General features: G+C 43.8%; 14 protein-coding genes. 6 read left to right on the forward strand and 8 right to left on the reverse strand.

Annotated elements, in window-relative coordinates:
* Nucleotides 1–124 precede the first annotated feature (124 nt).
* The 4 genes from I6E86_RS12440 (at nt 125) to pdxH (ending at nt 6,234) form a co-directional block, all read left to right on the forward strand.
* Entirely contained in the window at nt 125–2,116 is a 1,992-nt protein-coding gene (locus tag I6E86_RS12440) for a mechanosensitive ion channel family protein (protein WP_227680649.1), read from the forward strand.
* A 335-nt stretch (nt 2,117–2,451) separates the two neighbouring features.
* Entirely contained in the window at nt 2,452–3,924 is a 1,473-nt protein-coding gene (gene guaB, locus I6E86_RS12445) for an IMP dehydrogenase (protein WP_194364210.1), read from the forward strand.
* Between the two features lie 215 nt (nt 3,925–4,139).
* Nucleotides 4,140–5,510: a phosphoglucosamine mutase gene (gene glmM, locus I6E86_RS12450; protein ID WP_197177726.1), complete on the forward strand. Its 1,371-nt coding sequence runs from the start codon at nt 4,140–4,142 to the stop codon at nt 5,508–5,510.
* Nucleotides 5,511–5,562: 52 nt separating this feature from the next.
* A complete protein-coding gene (gene pdxH, locus I6E86_RS12455) occupies nt 5,563–6,234 on the forward strand; it encodes a pyridoxamine 5'-phosphate oxidase (protein WP_197177790.1) in 672 nt (223 codons plus the stop codon).
* Nucleotides 6,235–6,369: 135 nt separating this feature from the next.
* Here the strand turns inward: pdxH and I6E86_RS12460 are convergent, their stop codons facing one another.
* From I6E86_RS12460 to I6E86_RS12490, 7 genes are all read right to left on the reverse strand, one after another.
* Nucleotides 6,370–7,638 (reverse strand): HlyD family secretion protein, encoded by a 1,269-nt coding sequence (locus I6E86_RS12460; protein WP_197177727.1) that lies wholly within the window; start codon nt 7,636–7,638, stop codon nt 6,370–6,372.
* 89 nt (nt 7,639–7,727) lie between these two features.
* Nucleotides 7,728–9,416 (reverse strand): MFS transporter, encoded by a 1,689-nt coding sequence (locus tag I6E86_RS12465; protein WP_197177728.1) that lies wholly within the window; start codon nt 9,414–9,416, stop codon nt 7,728–7,730.
* 409 nt (nt 9,417–9,825) lie between these two features.
* Nucleotides 9,826–10,455 (reverse strand): glutathione S-transferase family protein, encoded by a 630-nt coding sequence (locus I6E86_RS12470; RefSeq protein ID WP_194364214.1) that lies wholly within the window; start codon nt 10,453–10,455, stop codon nt 9,826–9,828.
* Nucleotides 10,456–10,499: 44 nt separating this feature from the next.
* The gene (locus I6E86_RS12475) at nt 10,500–11,177 is read right to left on the reverse strand and encodes a type 1 glutamine amidotransferase domain-containing protein (RefSeq protein ID WP_197177729.1); all 678 of its coding nucleotides are present in this window, start codon (nt 11,175–11,177) and stop codon (nt 10,500–10,502) included.
* Nucleotides 11,178–11,423: 246 nt separating this feature from the next.
* Nucleotides 11,424–12,473: an NADP-dependent oxidoreductase gene (locus tag I6E86_RS12480; protein WP_197177730.1), complete on the reverse strand. Its 1,050-nt coding sequence runs from the start codon at nt 12,471–12,473 to the stop codon at nt 11,424–11,426.
* A 159-nt stretch (nt 12,474–12,632) separates the two neighbouring features.
* Nucleotides 12,633–13,844, reverse strand: a complete 1,212-nt coding sequence (locus I6E86_RS12485) for an iron-containing alcohol dehydrogenase (protein WP_197177731.1) — start codon at nt 13,842–13,844, stop codon at nt 12,633–12,635.
* Between the two features lie 587 nt (nt 13,845–14,431).
* Nucleotides 14,432–15,031 carry a TetR/AcrR family transcriptional regulator gene (locus I6E86_RS12490; RefSeq protein ID WP_197177732.1) on the reverse strand — a complete coding sequence of 200 codons (600 nt, stop codon included), beginning with the start codon at nt 15,029–15,031 and terminating at the stop codon, nt 14,432–14,434.
* A 352-nt stretch (nt 15,032–15,383) separates the two neighbouring features.
* Here I6E86_RS12490 and I6E86_RS12495 point away from each other — a divergent pair, with 352 nt between their 5' ends.
* Nucleotides 15,384–16,868 carry an aldehyde dehydrogenase family protein gene (locus I6E86_RS12495; protein ID WP_197177733.1) on the forward strand — a complete coding sequence of 495 codons (1,485 nt, stop codon included), beginning with the start codon at nt 15,384–15,386 and terminating at the stop codon, nt 16,866–16,868.
* A 109-nt stretch (nt 16,869–16,977) separates the two neighbouring features.
* On the opposite strand, the gene I6E86_RS12500 is transcribed toward I6E86_RS12495, so the two are convergent.
* Complete coding sequence (locus tag I6E86_RS12500; protein ID WP_010201084.1) at nt 16,978–17,226, reverse strand: hypothetical protein; 249 nt, start codon at nt 17,224–17,226, stop codon at nt 16,978–16,980.
* Between the two features lie 217 nt (nt 17,227–17,443).
* Between I6E86_RS12500 and I6E86_RS12505 the strand changes: the two genes are divergently transcribed.
* On the forward strand, nt 17,444–18,826 hold the full coding sequence (locus I6E86_RS12505) for a DASH family cryptochrome (RefSeq protein WP_197177734.1): 1,383 nt from the start codon (nt 17,444–17,446) through the stop codon (nt 18,824–18,826).
* Nucleotides 18,827–18,858 lie beyond the last annotated feature (32 nt).

The following is an 18,858-nucleotide window of genomic DNA, read 5'->3' on the forward strand; positions in this document are numbered from 1 at the left end:
AGTCAGCGTTGCGCTGGCTTTTTTTTGCGTAATAGTTGAATATGAAATAGACCTTAAATTAAGTTAAGCTTTATTCAGTGCAGCTTTGTCCCATCATTTCTCGCAAACCAGTGATTGATAAAATATGAAAACTTTTAAAAATAGCCCTATTGATTGTCATAGAACGACCACGAGTTCTGACCACAATCATGACCTAAATAAAGAGCCACGTCATATTTTCTACCATGCTTGGCAATTACTGCTCGGATATATGGTGGTTGCTATGATGGCGATTGGTATGCCCGTCAATGCTGCAAGCAATAACGATGAGATAAGTAGCAATGAACAAGCGACATCCTCATCCTCGGACAAACCTGACAGTTTAACGGAATATGCCGCCCAACAGGTGGACACGCTAAAAAACACAAATATCAGTCTCTCTGCTGTGGCGGAAGAGATTTTTGATCCTACTGAGCGCAGTGCAGTGGAGCAGGCAGGCACGCTACAGGGTGACTCTGCACTGACCGGAGAGTTTAATGAGGGCTACTATTTACTCGACACGCTCAATAGAGGGCTGCCACCACTGGTTGAGCCACCAAACCTAGAGACACCACTTGCCGCTTTAGAGTTTTTTCAATCAGCAGTTATGAAGCAGCAATACGATTTGGCTTCTTATGCACTGAACATGAATTTGATTGATGAGACTACCCAACGTAGCCGTGCGATTGATTTAACGAAACGGCTGGATTTTTTATTGTCTGAAAAAGAGCTGTATGTTTTCGATGATATGCCAGATCGTCCTGACGGCCTCATCGAGCCACCGCTTGGCAATAGCAGCAGTATCATGGGGATTGCGAGACGTTCTATTCAATTGGGTTATATCGATTACCGAGAGCGCCGCGTGCCTATTTATTTGCAGCGAGTACGAGTAGGGGACGGGGCACCTATTTGGGTATTTTCTGCGCAGACGGTAGGCAATATTGACAACCTGTATGAGCAATATCATCCAGCAGAATTCGAGCGTTATTTACCTACATGGCTTAAGCTCAAATTTTTTGGGATTGCGCTATGGGAGTTTGCCTCGTTATTGCTGTTTTTCTTATTGACCATGGGTGTGGGCTGGCTACTCAGTAAAGGCACGGAAAAGCTCATCAGCCGTTATATTGATGATGAAAAATACACCATGTACGTCGGCAGTACCAACGGCATAGCAGATTTGGTCAGTAAGCTGACGGTACCGCTGACATTTACCATCAGTTTTTCACTGGTTTTTACCTTGGTTTCGGGCGGATTTCCTTATTTGGATGCGGTTGCCTCGTCGACTCGTCCGCTTATCTGGATTGGCTTGGTGTTTAGCACCATGTGGTTTGGCATACGTGCGATCAACTTTTTTGCCAATCGCTATCAAGACATGCAGATTGAAAATCTAGGAGAGGAGCACTTTGATAAAGTGCGACAACGCCGTACTTATGTTTCGATATTTCGCCGAGTTTTCATCTTTGTCATGATATTGGGCAGTATCTGGATAGGTCTGAGTGAGTTTGCCAACATGGAAGGTCTTGGCAAAACGTTACTTACATCGGCTGGGATCGCGGGCGTGGTTATTGGTATCGCAGCTCAACCGATACTGGGTAATATCATTGCTGGAGTACAAGTGGCAGTGACGCAGCCTGTTAGGATTGGTGACAGTGTGATCATGGACGGTAACTTTAGTACGGTTGAAGACCTGCGTTATACCTATGCGGTCCTAAAAACATGGGATGAGCGCCGACTAATCGTACCGATGCGCCAATTGATTACTGATACGGTTGAGAACTGGTCACATACAGAAGTACACCAGACTTGTCCGGTGTTTTTGTATATCGATTATGGGGCAGATATTGATGCCATTCGTGAGCAGTTTGTATCGGTGACCAAGGATAACAAGCTCTGGGATGAGAAGACCGAGCCTGCGATTTTTGTGGTAGAAGTGACTGAAAGAACCATTCAACTGCGTGGTGCCGTGTCAGCGGTAGGCCCCATAGAGGCTTGGACATTGGCCTGTGAAGTACGTGAGCAGATGCTGGGCTACTTGCATCAGCAGCAGAATAAGTATTTACCGACAGAACGTTATATATTAAAGGACAATGATGAGTGATTCATCAGGATGCAATAAGGTACTGCTTTTGAGTAGAGGACTTTTTAATTGCCTTTATATTTAGGTTTGTAAAATAATCTGACAAATATAGCATGTGATTTGTGCGCTTATTTGTTACAATGTGGCGTTATTTTTAAGGGATAAATGAGTCATTAAGCGTGAAGCGATACTATATTTGTTTCGACATTATATTTTATCCACTAACGACCCATCAATCAATTGCGATATTAAAGCGTTTAGTGTCACCCGCTTTTGATCAATGATTTGTATCAGCAATGTTGATTGTCTTAATGCAAAAATCCCACCCATCAAAATAACCACCACTAGGGGTCTGTATGTTGCGAATTGTCGATGAAGCCTTAACCTTTGATGACGTTTTATTGTTGCCAGCCTATTCTGAAGTCTTGCCAAAAACTGCCGATCTGACGACCCGTTTGACCAAAAACATCACACTGAATCTACCGCTGATTTCTGCGGCTATGGATACAGTGACTGAGTCTGAAATGGCCATCACCATGGCACAGCTAGGCGGCATGGGTATCCTGCACAAGAGCATGGATATTGCTAAGCAAGCTACGCAAGTACGCCGTGTCAAAAAGTTTGAAGCGGGTACGGTAGTCGATCCAATCACAGTACATCCAGAGATGACGATTGGTGAGTTGTTGCGATTGACTCAAGACAATAACATCTCAGGCGTCCCTGTGGTAGAGAGAGGCACTGATAATGTGGTGGGTATTGTGACTCACCGAGATTGGCGTTTTGAGACCAATCTGTCACTACCAGTCAGCCAAATCATGACACCAAAAGATCAGCTAGTCACCGTACACGAAGGTGAGAGCAACGAAAATATCAAACGCTTGCTACACGAACACCGTATCGAAAAAGTCATTGTCATTGACGATCAATTTCGTTTGCGCGGTTTGATTACGGTTAATGATTTTGCTAAAGCTGAAAACAACCCAAATGCTTGTAAAGATGAGCAAGGTCGCCTACGTGTTGGCGCGGCAGTTGGTACTGGTGCAGATACGCAAGCGCGCGTTGAAGCGTTAATTGCAGCTGATGTCGATATCATCGTGGTGGATACTGCACATGGCCACTCAAAAGGTGTGATCGATAAAGTTGCTTGGATCAAAAAGCACTATCCAAATGTACAAGTAATCGGTGGCAACATTGCCACAGGTGATGCGGCACTGGCATTACGTGATGCAGGCGCCGATGCAGTAAAAGTGGGTATTGGCCCTGGTTCTATCTGTACCACGCGTATCATAGCCGGTATCGGTGTACCGCAAATTTCAGCAATTGATAACGTTGCTAGTGCATTAAAAGACAGTATTCCATTGATTGCTGATGGCGGTATCCGCTATTCAGGTGACATGGCAAAAGCCATTGCCGCTGGTGCATCATGCATCATGGTCGGGTCATTGATGGCAGGTACAGAAGAAGCGCCAGGTGAGGTTGAGCTGTTCCAAGGTCGTTACTACAAAGCTTATCGCGGTATGGGTAGCTTAGGTGCGATGTCAGGATCAAATGGTTCATCAGACCGTTACTTCCAAGATGCCAAAGATGGCGTCGAAAAACTGGTACCAGAAGGTATCGAAGGCCGCGTCCCTTATAAAGGTCCAGTCGCTGGTATTGTTAACCAGTTGGTTGGTGGCTTACGTTCATCAATGGGCTATACAGGTTCTGCCACTATCGAAGACATGCGTACCAATCCGCAATTTATCAAAGTAACGTCAGCGGGCATGAAAGAGTCGCATGTGCATGATGTACAAATCACCAAAGAAGCACCTAACTACCGAGTAGATTAGACTGTGTTTGATCGCTCTGTATTGCGTTAATGATAGCTGGTTTGTAGAGCTGCATTGACTTTAAGATAGAAACAGCCAACAATGCTTTGCTATTGTTGGCTGTTTTTTTGTAAAATATAGAAATAAATTATTATAATGACCGTATTGCCTGAGTATATATCGGGCCTTTTACTTTTTGATATATCACGAATTTTAAAACTTGGAGAGCAGACATAATGAGCTACTTTGGTACTGATGGTATTCGCGGAAAATTTGGTGAGCTACCCATTACCCCGGATTTTATTTTAAAATTGGGCTATGTTACTGGACAGGTGCTGGTAGAAAGAAATGATAATCCTGCACGTAGGCCAAGTGTGGTGATTGGGAAGGACACGCGCCTGTCCGGTTATGTGATTGAAGGCGCATTACAGGCAGGATTCAACGCAGCAGGCGTCGATGTGCATATGCTCGGCCCACTGCCAACCCCAGCCATCGCGCATCTGACGCGCAGTTTTAATGCCGATGCTGGCGTGGTTATCTCAGCGTCGCATAACCCTTACTATGACAACGGCATCAAGTTGTTTTCAGGTGATGGCAAAAAGCTGACTGATGAGATGCAAAATGCCATCAATGATAAGCTAAAAACCATCATGAATATTGATAGCAGTGACAGCAGTTTGATGATGCCAATTTTAGACCCAGCACAACTGGGGAAAAACAATCGAATCGATGATGCAAAAGGCCGCTACATTGAGTTTTGCAAAGGCAGCTTCCCTTATCAGTACGATCTCAGTCATCTAACCATTGTGGTCGACTGTGCCAATGGTGCAGGCTATAGTGTTGCACCCAGAGTCATGCGTGAATTGGGCGCTAAAGTGATTGCTATTCACAATACACCTGATGGTATCAACATCAATGCTGATTGCGGTTCTACTCATCCTGAGAGTCTACAAAAAGCAGTGGTTGAGCACGAAGCCGATGTCGGTATCGCATTGGATGGTGATGGCGATCGTATTGTGATGGTTGATGAGACCGGTAAGCTTGTTGATGGTGATGGTATTTTGTATGTACTCGCAACCAAGGGTCTAAACAGAGCTGCAGGTGTTGTTGGAACACTCATGAGTAACATGGGATTAGAGCTAGCGCTGAAAGAAGCAGACATTGAGTTCACCCGTGCAAAAGTAGGTGATCGCTACGTGATGCATGAGCTTGAAGCAAATGGTTGGATATTAGGCGGCGAGCCATCAGGACATATCTTGTGCTTAGATAAGAGCCGTACTGGGGATGCGATCATCGCAAGCTTGCAAGTGCTGGCAGTGATGCAAGCGCAAGGACGTGCCTTAAGTGAGCTTGTCGAAGGTTTTGAGGTATTGCCACAGAAGCTGGTCAATGTACGCTTGTCTAAGATGCAAGACCCATTTGAGCATGAAGAGCTGGTTGCAGCTTTTGATAAAGCTCAGGCAACCTTAGAAGGCCGTGGTCGTCTGCTGATACGTCAGTCAGGCACAGAGCCGATGATTCGAGTAATGGTCGAGTCAGATGACGAAATAGAATGCGATGTGATGGCAAATGATCTGGCTAATCATATAAAATCGGTACTAGGCTAAGATCAGTTCATATAATAAGGCAACAACGTTAAAATAAGGAATGATCATGAGTATGGACTTTACCGATCAACGCCTCTCCTATGAGAAAGGTGAGCTAGATCAGCAATCAATACCAACGTCACCATTTGAGCTTTTTAAAGCTTGGATGAACGAGGCGTTAGTACGAAAGGTGCAAGAGCCTTACGCCATGAGTCTAGCAACATGCGGTGCAGACAATAAACCCAGCGTCCGTATCGTCTTGCTACGCGAAATTACGGATACAGGTATTGTCTTTTATACCAACTATGAAAGTGCGAAAGGGCATGATATCGAAGAGAACCCCAATGCCGAAGCATTGTTCTTTTGGCATGAGCTTGAGCGTCAAGTTCGTATCAGCGGTAGTATTGCTAAGATCGCTGCCGATAAATCTGCAGCCTACTTCCAAAAGCGTCCACACGATAGCCAAGTAGGTGCTTGGGTCAGTCAGCCGCAAAGTGGTGAAGTGGCCAATCGTGCTGTCATGGAGCATACGTTTGAACAGCTTCAAGCAGCACATCCAGACAATAGCACTGTGCCAACGCCAGCATTTTGGGGTGGGTATGAGATTACCATTGAAAAGATTGAGTTTTGGCAAGGTCGGGCCAATCGCATGCATGACCGAATTGTGTATACGCAGAGTAGCGGCGACAACAGTGAAGGTAATGAAGACAGCGTCAGTTGGACAACCAAGCGTCTGTTACCATAGTATTTGTCTTATTTTGAAATCCTAGAGTATTTGAAAGTATAAAAAAGCCACTCTATATCCAGTTTTTCTGGTTTTAGAGTGGCTTTTTTTATGTCATTCATTTGCTTTATTTGACACTGTTTTCTATTTAACTTTTTACTTAATCTCGGTATCGACATCCACTGAGACTGACATACCAGGGCGTAAGCGTGCCAGTTCAGGCTGGTTTTGATCTAAATCGATGCGTACAGGGATGCGTTGAGCGATTTTTATGTAGTTACCTGTCGCAGGATTGGCTGCCCCTGCACTAAACTCACTGCCAGTCGCTGGTGAGATATTACTGACGCGACCAGTAAATTTAGCACCGCCCAGCGCATCTACATGAATGGTGGCGGGCTCGCCGACGGCCATACTGGCTATTTGGGTTTCTTTAAAGTTTGCAATAATCCAGATGCCTTTTGGTACGATATACATGAGCTGTGTGCCAGCACTAACATACTGACCTTCTTTGACGCTGACTTGGCTCAACTGCCCTGATTCAGGTGCTGTGATGATAGTATTGTCCAGATTGATTTGCGCCTGCTTAACCCCTGCCTCAGCGTTTTTAATATTTGCATCTAGGGATGAGCGACTGCCACTGGTTTTTTCACGGTTCTCTTGAGCAGCTTGTAGGTTGGCTTCTGCTTGTTGCACGCCTGCCTGTGCTTGAGCAAGTTGTGCCTTGATGTGAGCCACTTCTGCTTTTGATACAGCGCCGATAGCGTCTAAGCCTTGATAGCGGTTTACATCTTCACGAGCACTCTCTACATTGATTTTGGCACTATAGAGGTCAGCCTTGCGTGCTTCGATTTGTGCTTGACTAGATTGGGTGTCTTGATCATTGCTAGAGCGGTTGGTGACAGCCACTTCGGTATTGGCCTGTGCTTGTTCGAGCTGCTGTTGAAAGGTTCGATCGTCTATTTTTATCAATAGGTCACCGGCTCTGACATTGGCAAAATCTTGTACTGCTACCTCGGTGACATAGCCAGAAACTTGCGGGCTGATGATGGTCGTCTGGCCTTTGACAAAGGCGTTATTGGTTTGCTGTACCGTCGGGGTAAACGGTGGGAGCTTCCATGCATACAAAATCAATGCCACACCAATGACAATCATGACCACCAATAATCCTAAATTCAGATAGGATTTTTTCTTTGGCGACCAGCCAGTAGCCGCTGCGATAGGTTCTTTTGGTGGCATAGGCGTCTCATCACGTGAGCCTTTTTGTATGTCAGTAGCTGGATTTGCCTCAGAGGTATCCGTTTGCTCTATTGTAGGATTTTCGGCCTGATTGGTATCGGTATTTGACGCAATACGTGCGTCTGTTATGGGAGCATCAGTTGACGTCTGAGGTGTTTGATTCAGCTCACTAGGTTTCTCTTGGCTCATGACGCGCTCCTAAATGTTTAATTAGCAAATACTTAAATGGTATGGCGATAAATCAATAGAGTGAAAAATCACTCATGCAATAAAAGGCGTTATTTTGGTTCACGCATTTTTGCAATAACAGCAAGCTCTTTGGCCAGAGGATTGCGTTTGTGATAACGATAGTAAAAATAATTGAGTAATAACATAGCAGTAGCCACAGTTGATAAAATGGCCATGATAAAAAACAAATCACCATAAGCGGAGACCGTTGCTTGGCGCTGAATACCTTGTAATACTTGGCTCATTGCAGCTACATTCGCTTGCGCTGCGTCCGTCGTTTGGTTTGACAATACACTACGAGTACCGGCAATTTGAGCGCTGAACGTAGGATCCCCCAAATTCAGTGAGCTGACCATATCGGCATAATGCACTTGCGTACGAATGGTTGTAAATGCCTGAATTGCCGCCGCACCTGCCAAGCCGCCCACCGTTTGTGAAATACCAAAAATAACAGAAAAACTAATAATATAGGCAGGACCACTGGCAATCGCACGCAAAAATCCTTCAAAAACCAGCGGCCCCATAAAATATACCGCGGCAAATGCAATCAGAAACTGGCTGAGATAAAACATGTAGGGTGCAGAGTTAACAGACACGCCAACGTCCATCCAAGAACCCACGGCAATCAATGCCACAGCAAAAATAACAGGTCGACGTAAATCCATCGGATTGGTGCTAAAAATACTAATCACCAAAGCCAACACACTGGCAGCCAATATGACCGCATAAAAAGTAATGAGCTGATCATTACCATAGCCTAAGTTGGCAAGTAATCCTGCCGCACCGACATTTTGCTCAGATAGCAAAATTCGCATGACAGCGCCCGTAATCATAAAAGCGATGATATTGCGGCTACGCATCCAGCGAACTTGTAGCATTGGGTTTTTGCGATGCGTTTCAATCCATAAGGCGATGCTGATTCCAACAATGGCAATCATCAGTGGATAGACAAGCCAAGGCGTCGTCCACCATAAAATCCTACCTTGCACCAAAATGACCGCTAATGCAGCCAGACCGCTCGCAAAAAAACCAAAGCTGAGAAAATCGAGTTTCTCAAACACTTTTTCTGTATTACCTGGTGGTAGCTCTAAGATATTAATCAGTCCAAAGCAAATCAGCGCCAAACCAAATTGGAATAAAAACAAGTTTTCAAGCTGACCATCGATGGTGAGGTGGGGCGAGATGATGCGTGATAGTGGAATACCGAACTGTACCAAGCCAAAGCCCAATATGAGGCCACTAGTACGTTTGACGGTTGGCATACCTTGCAAGCAATAAAATAAGCCCAATATGGTCATGCCACTGGCCACCATACCGCTCAGTCCCCTTGCGACAATCTCTAGGTAATAGGGCTCGATGCCAATGTTGGGCGTATCTAATAAGTGACTACTGATCAGCCACTGTAGACTCGTGGCGGCTAACAGAAAAAATAGGGTGATTTTACTAAACAGTGACATGCCAAATTGTTGGCGAATTTTGTACAGTAGAACGGTGATACAGGCATTGGTCATATTGTAGCTGACAGATATCCAACCCCCTTCAGCGGGCGTTAATCCGAGTTGACCTTGAATTTGAGTGAGATTTGCGACAAGTAGACCATTTTGGAAGCTGGCTGTGAGACCAACGAAAATTCCAATCAGCAAATAAAACACTTTACGGCGTGCAGGATGGTCAGGGTTGGCTGGAGAGCCCACCATCATTGGTTGTTCGTGAGGCTTAAACTGGTATTCGTTACTCATGGGCGTACCACAATCTGTATAAGAAAATAAAGTGACATAGGACAGATTTCAGATAAGAGGTCAGGTCATTGCAATTGATATCTATAGTGTTAAAAATCTGTCGATCCACTGATGGAATGTGAGAGATAACCCAAGAAATACAGGAGCAATTTTATCATAACTTTTATGGTGCTATTGTCATCCACACGTAAATCATAGGCCACGTGCAGTAATTTTACTCACTCATTCATTGTTTACTTGTGCTAGATTTTTATTGTCTCATACGATCTGGTTGCTATTAGTGCAAGTGTAAAATAGAGCACGCATAAAAAACAGCTCTATAGAGAGCTGTTTCTGTCTATCAAACAATTGATGGGTCAGTTAATAGATAGCATTTCAATTAATACATAGTACTAGTTAATATTAAATCCTAAATTGATTCGTCATATTTTGCTTCTAACTGCATCGCACGCTGATAGCTTTCAAGGCTAGCTAACTTATCCGCATATTGCTTAATATGTGGATAAGCATCGAGCTTTTGACGCTTAGCAAGAATGATCAAGTCAAATGACAGCATAAAATCAGCACCACTGAGCGTATCACCTACGATAAAAGACTTACCCTCAACAGAGGTATCCAGATATTTAAATAATCTGGTTTTTTCTGTCTCGATATACCCGTTCAAAAATGCATTATCATTGATGCCTGCTTTGTTGGTAAATAGCTCTAGCATTAGTGGCAACATGAGCGAGCTTTCGGCAAAATCAATCCACTCTAGATAATGGCCGTAGTCTGAGCTACCCGTTGCAGGTCGCAGACGCTCAGGCGCAAATCGTTCAATCAATAACTCAGTAATGGCCCCTGACTCAGCATATATTTGTCCATCCATCTCGATAACCGGAGATTTACCGAGTGGATGTACCGCTTTTAGAGAGTCTGGTGCTAAATGAGTCTTGGCATCGCGCTGATGACTGACAACTTCATAAGGCACACCTAGCTCTTCTAAGAGCCATAAAGTGCGTAATGAGCGTGATTGATTGAGATGATGTAAGCGAACCATGGTATCGACCTTATTGCTTGGTGTGATTTGTTAACTGTTTAGTCTTAACCTTTGAGCTTTGCGATTAGACGCGTAGCCGCTTCTTCTGATGATGCTGGGTTTTGACCTGTAATCAATAACCCATCTTCAACCACAAAGGATTCCCAGTCAGCCGCTTTTTCATAGTTACCGCCATTGGCTTTAAGTGCATCTTCTACTAAAAATGGTACGACGTCTGTTAGGCCAACTGCATCTTCTTCTGAGTTGGTAAAACCAGTCACAGTTTTGCCTTTTACCAAATATTCGCCATCAATTTTGACGTTTTTAAGCGCCGCAGGAGAGTGACAAACAAAAGCAACAGGTTTGTCTTGCTTGACGAAAGTCTCGATCAATTCGATAGAGTTTTTATCTACTGCTAAATCCCATAATGGACCGTGGCCACCTGGATAAAATACTGAATCAAAATCTTCAGCTTTCATGTCAGCAAGCTTTTTGGTATTGGCCAAATGCTCTTGAGCGTCTTTGTCTTCTTTGAAGCGCGTGGTGTCTTTAGTTTGCGTGTCTTCAGTATCACTACTAGGATCTAGTGGTGGCTGGCCGCCAGCTGGAGAGGCTAGGGTTACATTAACGCCAGCATCAAGAAAAGCATAGTAAGGTGCAGCGAATTCTTCTAGCCAAAAGCCTGTTTTTTTACCAGTATCGCCTAATTTATCGTGTGAAGTTAGTACCATTAAAATATTCATAGTTATCCTTGTTTATTATTTATATAAGAGTGAAGCAAGTGATTAGCAGCCACATTTCTTTATCTGCATAAATATAGATGCTATTTAAGAGGCTAATCCATATTCATGCAACCGATGACTGCTAACATTATTCCTGCTTCGAACGTAATGTTCAATAGTGATCTTAGCAAGTTGTGTTGTTAAGTGGTTATTAACAACGGTCATTGTATAGCGTTAATTTCTTAACCTGAGCTACATAGCCATGAGCTATATAACGTCAGATACTTTAACCACGGTTTTACCAAAGTTATCACCGTTTAGCATACCTACAAAGGCATCTGGGGCATTGTCTAGACCGTCAGCGATGTATTCTTTGGTTTTGACGTCACCTGACTCTACCCATTTGCTCATGGTTGCTAAGAACTCTGGGAAATGGTCGCCATACTCTTCAAAGATGATAAAGCCTCTGACTGTTAGGCGTTGGCTTAAGATTAGGCCCATTAGCATACCGAGGCGATCTTTACCATCAGGCAAGTCAGTTGCGTTGTACTGCGATACTAAGCCACAGACTGGGATACGTGCATGGTCATTTAATAATGGCAAGACTGCGTCTAATACTTTACCACCAACGCTTTCGTAATAGATGTCGATACCATCTGGGCACGCGGCTTTTAATTGTTCGGCGAAGTCGTCAGCTCTATGATCGATACAGACATCAAAGCCAAGCTCATTGACGGCGAAATCGCATTTTTCTTTACCGCCTGCCACACCGATGGTGCGTAGACCATATTGATTACCTACCTGACCGACTGTTGCGCCAACAGGACCAGTGGCCGCTGCGACAACTAAGGTTTCGCCTTTTTGCGGTTTACCGATATCGGTCAAACCCATGTAACCAGTAAAGCCTGGCATACCTAACACGCCTAAACCATAAGACGGGTTTGACATATTTTTATCAAGCTTAAGGATACCTTCACCATCACTGACGCTGTAGTCCTGCCAGCCTGAGTTTGATACGACCAAATCACCGACAGCAAATCCATCGATATTGGACTCGACAACTTGAGCGACTGTGCCGCCCATGATGACGTCACCGATGGCTAATGGGTCAGCGTAACTTTTGGCATCGCTCATACGGCCACGCATATAGGGATCTAATGACAGATATACGGTACGCAGCAGCATCTCATTCGCATTTGGCGTTGGGATGTCGCTGGTTGCCATGTCAAAATTGTCAGCGGTTGGTTCACCGTTAGGGCGGCTGGCAAGTTTGATTTGACGGTTTACTTGTTGATTCTGTTGTTTGTCGAAGCTCATGGTAGGACTCCTTTATATTTATTCATTGTGATTATTATAGAAGTATTAGATGTAGTAGCTACTCGGCACTCAGCTGAGTAACTACTATAGATAGCATAACGATATGTAGTTATTGTTACTGTTTTGATTTTTCTTAAGGTTGTTTTTGCGCAGTTCTTATTAAGACGCTTTGCTGGTCACAGCACGCTGCAAGATACGACGTGATACTTCTAAGTCGTTTGCGCCGTGTTCACCAAGTTTGACCATGTTATGTACTTCAAGCTGTTTGATGATTGGATCAATGGCTGATTCAGTCAAATCGACGTCTTCTAGGCTAACTGGCAAGCCAAGCTCGCGGAAGAAGTTTTCAGTATGAACAATGGCCGTTTCGATAATGGCATCGTCGTCTTGATCAGTGTCGGTAAGGTTCCAGACGTTACGAGCATACTGAAGCAGTTTTTCTTTTTTACTTTCTTTTAGCTCACGCATTACTGATGGTAAAACGATGGTTAGCGTACGTGCATGGTCAATAGCATGTAGCGATGTGAGCTCATGACCAACCATATGCGTTGTCCAATCTTGTGGTACACCAGTACCGATCAGACCGTTCAATGCCATGGTCGCTGTCCACATAATGTTTTTACGTGTTTCTAGGTTTTCTGGATCTTGCTTAACAATTCGGCCTTCATCGATAAGGATTTTAAGCAAGCTTTCAGCAAAGGCGTCTTGAACTTTCGCATTTACTGGATAAGTCAAATACTGTTCCATCACATGGACGAATGCATCAGCAACACCATTCATGACCTGACGTTCAGGTAAGGTAAGTGTTTTGATTGGATCTAGAATAGAGAATTTAGGGAAGGCAAGTGGATTACCAAATGGTAGTTTTGCTTGGCGTTCGCTGTAGTTGATAACGCCGCCTGAATTCATCTCAGAACCCGTTGCTGGAATGGTCAATACAGCACCTAAGTCCACAGCAGAGTCGATGTTTTTGCAATAGCCAGTTAGGGCATCCCAAGCCTTATCACGTGAGACAGTGCCGTCTTCTTCAGTTAATGAAGAGACGAGTGCGACGAATTTACTGCCGTCAATCACAGAACCGCCGCCAACAGCTAGTAAGAAGTCGATGTTGTGCTCATTCACCATGTCAGCGGCTTTAAGTAGCGTGGTGAATTCTGGGTTGGCTTCGATACCACCAAATTCAAATACGGTACGATTACCGCTCGCCGCTAATGCTGTTTTTACTTCGTCTAACGTACCAGTGCGCTGTGCTGAACCACCACCATACGTGATAAGAACGCGAGCATCGGTAGGGACTAGGTCTGATAATTGCTCGATTTGACCTTCACCAAAAACGATGCGGACTGGGTTGTAATATTGAAAGTTATTCATAAAATTCCTAATGTTAATAAAAATGGTTCTATCAAATTTTTTGACGTTGAACAATGGATGATGAGCAATGTTTATTTTGCATTTGCTCTAAAGCTTGATGCGCATTGTACACCAATTAGACCAGTCGTCTAGTGATATTTACAAAACTATCGTACAAAACCTTTTTTGCGATTATTGATAAGACTGGTTTAAATGCGGATGTCGAATGGCAAGCTATGATATAGCGCGGCGGTTGAGAACTTAGCCACCGCGCTATTCATATTAGGGCGTGTTGAACATTCAAATGTGTTGCTGGCAGTCACTATTTTTTAGACAATATGCAGTGAAATTTTTGATGCCTAGTCATTCTAGGTTAAACAATTTCGCCATATATTGGCAAAAAAGAGTACTGCCCTGAAAGGCTGATGCTAAAATCACCCCAAACGTTGTTGCAAGCCTAGCTAAGGTCTCGACATTATCGTCGGCTTGCGCCTAGTTTGGTGCAATTTTAACAATCAGCAGCCCTAATATTTGAATGTTCAACACGCCCTAACGAAGATTCCCTTGCTTAGAAATAATTGGCTTGAGGCTAGCTTGCTTAAAAAGAGTTAACGTCCCATCTGGGTGGTCGTCATATGCCAAATTTCTGCTAAAGGCGTGTTGGTTTGACTGATCTTAGCCATTAGACTGGCACCGAGCCAGGCAAAGTACCAGCGCTTGGCCATACTCTCAGCTGAAATATTGTCGAGACGGGGTACCGACCCGTCTGCCCAGCCCGCCTTAATCTGCTCAGCAAGCCACATGGTGGTTTGCTGATAACCAGCATCCAGTGCTTTACGCATGGTCTCTGACATATCCGCCACCTCTGCACTGAGCTTAACAACCAAGCATTTCTCATGGTCACAGCCATTCTGCTGAGTGTCGTACCAGTTCTGAAAATAATCATATAGCTTTTGCTGGGCATTGACGTCTTGTGCATCGATGACATCTAAACGCGTCTTATATAATCCAAAGTAGTGATTAATGATCGATTCACCAAAAGCTTCTTTAGAAGAAAAATAATGGTAAAAAGAGCCTTTGGGCACACCTGCGGTATCTAGAATCTGCTTGAGCCCAACAGCGGTAAAGCCTTTTTTGGCTATTAATTGATAACCAGTCGCAAGTAAGTGCGTTTTGGTGTCTGATGTAGTAGCGTCTGTATTAGACATAAATAGGATTGTCTCCCTTGATGGTTCTGTGTATTAAGTAGTCAGTCGAAACAGTTAGCGTTCACTTGAACGTCATGTTGATGGCGTATTGTAATAGGATATAGTTGTATGTGTTACGTTTTATCAACAATATTCACTGACAAAGTAGTCTTGTTTTATTAATAGCTATGGTAGCATTAGACCAGTCGTCTAGCAAGGTAGGTTTTATTCTCATCAGTCACTGGTTAGATATTTATTTTATCTCATAGCTTAATAAAGACTTTAAACCTACTACTTACAAGATAGCTTTAACCACTCTATTTAGATTATTAACAATAAGTCCGTCAAACAACAAAGCAAAATAAGGATGATTATGTCAACCAACGATAGTAACAACAGTGCCTACAATGATTTTCACTTGCAGTTCATCGCAGGCGAATGGCAAAAAGGTAAAGATGATAGCACTAATACCAATACCAATCCTTACAATGGCGATACGCTCGTAGAGATTCAGCAAGCGACCAAAGATCAGCTTAATGAAGCCTATGATGCTGCTACCCAAGCTCAAGAAGCGTGGGCGAAGCAAACGCCTGCAACACGTGCTGCTGTATTATACAAAGTGGTCAACATACTCGATCAGCGCCAAGAAGAAATCGTTGATTGGCTGATTAAAGAGTCTGGCAGTACACGTATTAAAGCAATGGTTGAGTTTGGTGCAACGCGCGCGATTACGCTTGAAGCAGCGACATTCCCTAATCGTGTCCATGGTGAGATTCGCCCATCGAATACCCCTGGTAAAGAGAACTTCATCTACCGTGAGCCTATCGGTGTGGTAGCAGTCATTAGCCCATGGAACTTTCCACTACATTTAACCCAGCGCTCTATCGCACCAGCTCTAGCACTTGGTAACGCCGTAGTACTAAAACCTGCTAGCGATACGCCAGTGACCGGTGGTCTACTGCTAGCAAAAGTGTTTGAAGAAGCGGGTCTACCAAAAGGTCTATTAAACGTCGTAGTCGGCTCAGGTAGCGAGATAGGCGATGCAATCGTTGAACACAAAGCGCCAAGTCTAGTGTCGTTCACAGGTTCGACTTCAGTAGGCAAACATATCGGTGAGTTAGCGAACGGCGGCGAATACATTAAACAAGTGGCACTTGAGCTAGGCGGCAACAGTCCATTTGTTGTACTAAAAGATGCTGACATTGAGCAAGCGGTAAAAGCAGCTGCCTTTGGTAAATTCTTGCATCAAGGCCAAATCTGTATCGCGATTAACAGAGTCATCGTAGAAGATGAGATATATGATGATTTCGTGGAGCGTTTCTTAGCACACGTCAAAACATTAAACGTCGGTGATCCTAATAAGCAAGACACCGCTGTTGGTCCAATCATCAATGAAAAACAAGTCAAATCACTCAAAGAAAAAATCGCTAAAGCGCAGGAAGAGGGCGCAAAAATGATATTAAGTGGCGAGATTGAAGGCCAAGTCGTACCACCGCATATCTTTACTGAAGTGACTCGCGAAATGGACCTATCACGTAATGAAGTGTTTGGACCACTGGTCGGTATCATCCGTGCCAAAGACGAAGTCGATGCGCTATCGATCGCCAATGATTCTATGTATGGTCTGTCTAGTGCCGTGTTCACTGCTGATATGCAAAAAGGTCTGCGCTTCGCTCGCGGTATCAGAGCTGGCATGACCCACATCAATGACATCTCAGTCAATGATGAAAGCAACACGCCGTTTGGTGGTGAGAAAAACTCAGGCATCGGCCGCTTCAACGGTGAATGGGTACTAGAAGAATTCACTAGAACACATTGGATCTCAATGCAAAATGAGCCACGCGAATATCCATTCTAATTGTCTTAAATCTAGCTGATAGCTAATAGAAAAGACCGCTTTGATAGCGGTCTTTTTTTGTGTGTCATTTGGCAACTTACTGAGAATGACGTATCTGAAAGTCAATCATTTATCTGGCATGAAAACCAAGCAACCCTTCAATCTCTTCAATAGTCATCCGTCTTACCAGTGCTTGCTCTTCTACCGACAGGCGATTGGTGTGTTCCTTTATCATCGTATGAATACTCCGCGATATCTCAGAGGTGGTCGCGTAATACATTTGAGGCTGCTCTTTTGTCAGTCTCATCAAAAATCGATTGATAAGTTTACGCTTTTCATCTGATTTATTTTCTTCAGTCGTAGTATTATTTTGAGTCATGGTGTTCTCCTAGAGGTAAGCCATTTAAGCAGTCAGACATATGATAGTCAATGCTTATAAGTGGTTTCTGGGGCTGAGCGCATTGCCTTACAAGTATTAGGCTCGCATCATGGTTGAATGTTCAATACGCCCTAAGTATGTTTTACATCGTATATGATATTTTGAGATTAAAGTTTAAAAGTAATAAATAAGCGCTAAACAGCCAGAAGGATAGGGTATGTCAAATCAAGCAGTGAACAGCTCAGAGAACAATAATGTCACATTGGTACTATTTCATAATGACTTGAGAGTGGCGGACAATGCCACTTTATTGAAAGCATCTAAGATATCCATTAATGGAAAACTGCTATTGGTTTATGCGTCATCGTTGACAGATGTACTGAATGATAAAGAGCATTACGATGCCTATCGTTATGAGGCTATAGGGCAAGCTCGCCAGCAGTTTTTGCATGAGAGCCTAGCTGATTTAAATGCGTCATTGATACAGCGTGGTAATAGATTGCTGTATTTACAGAAAGGTGATGAAGCATTGGACGTCTTTACTCAGTTGAATGATCTAATTGCGCAGCAACAAGTGACGGATATTTGCATCAGTCAAACGGCAGATTATAATCAAAACAAAGTATATGGCCTTCTACAGGCGAAATATCCCGAGATACAGTGGCATATTCAAACAACGGCAACTTTATTTGATGAGTTACCGCTAGAGAGCTTAACCAAAAGCTTTACGCAATTTCGTAAACAAATCGAAAGTGACTATGATTTGCTGCATGCAGAAAAAGATATAGTTATTTATCCAACGCCAGAATCACTTGCTCCATTGCCTGAAAATATGCAGAGTAGGGACGAGTACTTTTTTGAATCGCAGTTGGCTAATCAGGCAGAGCGTGATAAACCTTCACAGCAGTTATCCAGCTTTAGAGGTGGTGAGTCAAACGGTCTGAATCACTTAGATACCTATTTCGATTCCGATGCGCCCAGCACTTATAAAACAACCCGAAACGCGCTAGATGACTGGACACATTCTACGAAGTTTTCCGCATGGCTGGCAAACGGAACACTATCTGTAAACACAGTATTAAATCGTCTACGTCGCTATGAGCGCGATATTATCGCAAATGACTCTACTTACTGGATATGGTTTGAGCTGCTGTGGCGTGAGTATTTCTATTGGTATGCTGTCACCCATCAGCAAAAGTTATTTTGGTTTAAAGGCATTGCTCAGCACGCGCCTTCAACTCAATTGGACGAAAATCTGTTAGCGCAATGGAAGAGTGGTACAACACAATATCCTATCGTCAACGCTTGCATGAATCAATTGAGTACGACAGGCTATATGTCGAATCGCGGGCGACAACTGGTTGCTAGCTGCTTTATCCATGAGCTAGGGCTTGATTGGCGTTACGGGGCAGCTTACTTTGAGCAACATCTTGTTGATTACGATGTCGGCAGTAATTGGGGTAATTGGCAATATTTGGCAGGCGTCGGCGCTGATCCAAGAGGATGCAGACAGTTTAATCTCGACAAGCAAACCCAGCAATACGATCCAAACGGTGAATTTATCCGTCAGTGGCAAGGCAACACTCAAAAGAGTGATTAATGTATGTTGAAAACTTCCACTCAACAGGTGAC

The sequence above is a fragment of the Psychrobacter sp. SWN149 genome (genome assembly GCF_015864565.1).
Taxonomy (GTDB): Bacteria; Pseudomonadota; Gammaproteobacteria; order Pseudomonadales; family Moraxellaceae; genus Psychrobacter.

Excerpts from the sequence above, each read along its gene's own strand:
- pdxH (WP_197177790.1), top strand. The coding sequence starts at position 5,563 with ATGGACTTTACCGATCAACGCCTCTCCTATGAGAAAGGTGAGCTAGAT.
- I6E86_RS12495 (WP_197177733.1), top strand. The coding sequence starts at position 15,384 with ATGTCAACCAACGATAGTAACAACAGTGCCTACAATGATTTTCACTTG.
- I6E86_RS12485 (WP_197177731.1), bottom strand. The coding sequence starts at position 13,844 with ATGAATAACTTTCAATATTACAACCCAGTCCGCATCGTTTTTGGTGAA.
- I6E86_RS12490 (WP_197177732.1), bottom strand. The coding sequence starts at position 15,031 with ATGTCTAATACAGACGCTACTACATCAGACACCAAAACGCACTTACTT.
- I6E86_RS12475 (WP_197177729.1), bottom strand. The coding sequence starts at position 11,177 with ATGAATATTTTAATGGTACTAACTTCACACGATAAATTAGGCGATACT.
- I6E86_RS12480 (WP_197177730.1), bottom strand. The coding sequence starts at position 12,473 with ATGAGCTTCGACAAACAACAGAATCAACAAGTAAACCGTCAAATCAAA.
- glmM (WP_197177726.1), top strand. The coding sequence starts at position 4,140 with ATGAGCTACTTTGGTACTGATGGTATTCGCGGAAAATTTGGTGAGCTA.
- I6E86_RS12470 (WP_194364214.1), bottom strand. The coding sequence starts at position 10,455 with ATGGTTCGCTTACATCATCTCAATCAATCACGCTCATTACGCACTTTA.
- I6E86_RS12505 (WP_197177734.1), top strand. The coding sequence starts at position 17,444 with ATGTCAAATCAAGCAGTGAACAGCTCAGAGAACAATAATGTCACATTG.
- guaB (WP_194364210.1), top strand. The coding sequence starts at position 2,452 with ATGTTGCGAATTGTCGATGAAGCCTTAACCTTTGATGACGTTTTATTG.
- I6E86_RS12440 (WP_227680649.1), top strand. The coding sequence starts at position 125 with ATGAAAACTTTTAAAAATAGCCCTATTGATTGTCATAGAACGACCACG.
- I6E86_RS12465 (WP_197177728.1), bottom strand. The coding sequence starts at position 9,416 with ATGAGTAACGAATACCAGTTTAAGCCTCACGAACAACCAATGATGGTG.
- I6E86_RS12460 (WP_197177727.1), bottom strand. The coding sequence starts at position 7,638 with ATGAGCCAAGAGAAACCTAGTGAGCTGAATCAAACACCTCAGACGTCA.
- I6E86_RS12500 (WP_010201084.1), bottom strand. The coding sequence starts at position 17,226 with ATGACTCAAAATAATACTACGACTGAAGAAAATAAATCAGATGAAAAG.